This window comes from Streptomyces alkaliphilus (genome assembly GCF_014141535.1).
Taxonomy (GTDB): Bacteria; Actinomycetota; Actinomycetes; order Streptomycetales; family Streptomycetaceae; genus Streptomyces; species Streptomyces alkaliphilus.
The window spans coordinates 1-3,606 of the sequence record NZ_VKHT01000525.1; the positions used below are offsets into that span (position 1 = coordinate 1).

2 protein-coding genes are annotated in these 3,606 nt (G+C 70.3%); both read right to left on the bottom strand.

Features of this window, described 5'->3' with window-relative positions; genetic code table 11:
- Positions 1-42: 42 nt before the first annotated feature.
- Positions 43-1,731: an ABC transporter substrate-binding protein gene (locus FNQ90_RS16080; protein WP_182607018.1), complete on the bottom strand. Its 1,689-nt coding sequence runs from the start codon at positions 1,729-1,731 to the stop codon at positions 43-45.
- A 194-nt stretch (positions 1,732-1,925) separates the two neighbouring features.
- On the bottom strand, positions 1,926-2,924 hold the full coding sequence (locus FNQ90_RS16085; protein WP_182607019.1) for a LacI family DNA-binding transcriptional regulator: 999 nt from the start codon (positions 2,922-2,924) through the stop codon (positions 1,926-1,928).
- Positions 2,925-3,606 lie beyond the last annotated feature (682 nt).

A 3,606-nucleotide genomic window follows, 5' to 3' on the forward strand; every position in this document is an offset into this window, starting at 1 on the left:
GGGCGGGGAGGTTCCGCCGGGGGGTTCCCGCCGGCGACCGGCTCAGGAGGCCCGCTCCAGACGCAGCACGATGTCCAGGACGTTGCGCTGGGTGGGCTGCGGGGGGCCGTACGGGTCGGACTCGTCGGGCCAGCCCACCCAGTTGCGGGTGTTGTACTGGGCACCGATCGGACCGGCGACGGTCGGGATGACCGGGGCCTCCTCGACGATGATCCGCTGCAGCTCGTACAGCGCCTCGGTGCGCACGTCCTCGTCGGGGGACTCGGCGTACTCGCGCAGGGCCCGGTCCACGTCGTCGTTGCGGAAGCGGCCGAAGTTGCCGCCGGGGGACGCCTCTCCGAGCGGGCGGTAGACCGCCGGGTCCATCATGTGCTGGTACATGTCGTACGGGGTGGGACCGGTGTTGGCCCAGTGCAGCGTGGCGTCGAAATCACCGGTGTCCACGGCGTTGCGCCAGGCGTCCACGGTCTGGGTCTCCACCCTGGCGGAGATCCCGATGTCCTTGAGGTTGTCCTCGATGATGGACAGCGCCGTGAGGTAGTCGGACCAGCCGGCGGGGTCGGTCAGGGTCACCGACACCGCTTCGCCGTCCGGACCGCGGAGCGTGTCCCCGTCCAACTCGTACTTTGAGTCGGCGAGTTCGGCTCGGGCCGTCTCGATGTCGGGTTCGACGGTGACGCCCCGGAACTCGGGGGCCAGGAAGGGCTCGCCGGCCGGGAGCGGCAGACCGGTGGGGTTCTCCAGGGCCGGGTACAGGCCGGCGTGGGCCTGCTCGTGGATGGCCTGCCGGTCGATCACCAGGGAGACCGCGCGACGCACCGCCGGGTCGTCGAAGGGGGCGCGCTCGGTGTTGAGCCACAGGCCGTGGACCCCCAGACCGGTGGGGAACCACAGGTGGTGGTGCTCGGGATCGCGGTCCAGGTAGATGCGCTCGTGGTCCGGCATGAAGACGAAGGACCACTCGGTCTCGCCGTTGGCCAGGGCGGTGGTCTGCGCGTTGTTGTCGTTGTACGAGGTGTAGCGCAGTTCCTCGACCTCCGGGAGGCCCTTCCAGTAGGAGTCGCGCCGGGCCAGGGTGATGGTCTGCGGGGTGAAGCTCTTGATGACGTAGGGACCGGTGCCCACCGGTTCACGATTGTCGAAGGTCTCCGGGGAGTCCAGTTCCGACCAGATGTGCTCGGGGACGATCAACGTCTCCAGGATCCGGTTGCGGTTGGTGAACTGGGAGGCCCCGAAGGTCACCGTGACGGTGGCGCCGTCCACCGTGATGTCCTCGAAGGGGATGCTGTAGCCGTTGAAGGCCGGGGTGTCCCGGATGAGTTCGAAGGTGAACGCCACGTCCTCGGGGCCGAACTCCTCGCCGTCGGACCACTCCGGGCCATCGACGACGGTCAGCTCCAGGGTGTGGAAGTTGTCAGACCACTCGTGTGCCGAGGCCAGCCAGGGGGCGGGCTCCTGATCCGGCTGGATGACGTTGGGCATGGCCAGCGGCTCGTAGATCATCGAGCGGTAGCCGAGCGAGGCGCCGGCGGAGGTGTCCAGGAACGGGTTGCTGTTGTTGGCCTGGGGACCGTTGGGCATGCCGATGTTCAGGACACCGGTGCCCGGACCGTTTCCGGAGGCGTTGCCCGCGGTCCGGGCGCCGCCGGAACAGGCGGTCGCCAGGAGGCCGATGGCGAGGAGGGCGGCCGTGACCGCCGTGGCTCTGCGGGTGCGGGGACGAACTCTCATGGGTGATCTCCGGGTGTGCGGGTGTGCGGGTGTGCGGGTGTGCGGGAGGAGTCGGCCGGCCCCGGAGCGGGACCGGGCACGGCGAATCTCGGGGCGTGCGGGATCGACGGCGGGCGCGGCGCGGGCGACCGTCGGCGCGGGTGGGTCGGAGAGTGCGGGTCGGAGAGGGTGACGGGAAACGGCGCGCCGGCGGGTCAGCCGGGGGCCGAGGCCCGGACGACCAGTTCGGTGGGCAGGACCACGGGCTCCGGGTCCAGAGGGGCACCGCCGAGGTGACGCAGGAGCATCCGGGCGGCCGTCTCCCCCATCGCGTGCATGGGTTGCCGAACGGTGGTCAGCGGTGGGTCGACGGAGACCGCGAGCGGGAGGTCGTCGAAGCCGACGACCGCGACGTCCTCGGGAACCCGACGGCCGGCGGCACGCAGCGCCCGCAGCGCTCCCACGGCGGTCTGGTCGTTGAGGGCGAAGACGGAGTCGAAGCGGCGCCCGGCGGCCAGGGCGCGCTCCACGGCCGTCTGCCCCGAGGGGAGGGTGAACTCGCTGTCGACCGTCAGTGCGGGGTCGTGCGGGACGCCGTGCTCGCGCATCACCTCCGAGAAACCGGTGAGCCGGTCCTGGACACAGCCGTAGTGTCGGGGACCGGCGACCACCAGCGGGGTGCGGCGCCCGGTCTCCAACAGGTGGCGGGCGGCCGCCGCACCACCCGCGGTGTTGGTGGTGGCCACGGCCGGGAAATCGGGCCGCTGCCCCTGGTCGTCTATGAGCACCAGGGGCAGGCCCTGCCGATGCAGGGCCTCAATGGCGGGCAGGGTGTCACCGGGAACGATCGCCAACAACCCGTCGAAGGCCCGGGCCGAGACCTGGCCGGTGAACTGGGTCATCGATGCCTCGCCCCGGTTGCAGGTGAACAGCAGCAGCCCGTATCCGGCCGCCTCCACCACGTCCGCGACGCCCTGGATCATCTCGCTGACCCAGGGCCAGGTGAGTGAGGGGACCAGGATGGCGAGGGTGCGGCTGTTCCCCCGGGCCAACCCCACGGCGCGGGAACTGGGGACGTAGCCCAGTTCCGCGATCACCGTGCGGACCCGATCGGCGGTCTCCGAGTCCACCTCGCCCTTGCCGTTGAGCACCCGGGAGACCGTGGTCTTGCTGACCGCGGCGGTGCGGGCCACATCGGCGATCGTCACACGCATGGGAACTCCCGGGACAGGCGAGGGGGATCCGCGTCCCGGTGGGACGCGGTGCGGCACCGGTTCCGGAACCGGTTCCGGCGGTGGGGGTGCGCGCAGTCAACTCCCAGTCGGCCATCTCGTCAAGACACCTCGCGGAAGGTTTTCGGAGAGCGCTCCCCCGGCCGTACCCCGTTCGGGAGTCGAAGGCCCCGGTCACCGAAACCCCGCGCGCTTCCCGCCGGGACCGCCCCGGACCCGCCCGAAACCATTCTTTATCGCACTTCGACAAGGGTTCGAGGGCCAAGAATCCACGGGGCGAGGATGGAACGCGTGATCGGGAGCACGCGCCCCGACCCGTCATCGGAGAGGGAAATGCCGGAAAGACCACCACGGCACCCCCATGAGGGCCCATGGGGGTGAGAGCGCTCTCCGGAGTTTCCGGGTTCCCTCCCCTCCCCCGGCACATCGGATCCATGTTCCGTGATCAGCCGATGGGCATTCTGTTCCGGAACCGCCGCTGAGGTTACGGATTTTCCCTTCCCGGCTTGACTCACGAAGGGGTGGCTCCTATGTTCCACCCTCCGGAGAGCGCTCTCACGCCTCCCTCTCCCGTCCGCCGGCCGCCCCTTCGACCCCCGACTGTGATTCGCTTGCGCGAAGGGATTTCGAGCCGGGTGCCGGGCCCCACCGATCAGGAGAATCA

Excerpts from the sequence above, each read along its gene's own strand:
- FNQ90_RS16080 (WP_182607018.1), bottom strand. The coding sequence starts at position 1,731 with ATGAGAGTTCGTCCCCGCACCCGCAGAGCCACGGCGGTCACGGCCGCC.
- FNQ90_RS16085 (WP_182607019.1), bottom strand. The coding sequence starts at position 2,924 with ATGCGTGTGACGATCGCCGATGTGGCCCGCACCGCCGCGGTCAGCAAG.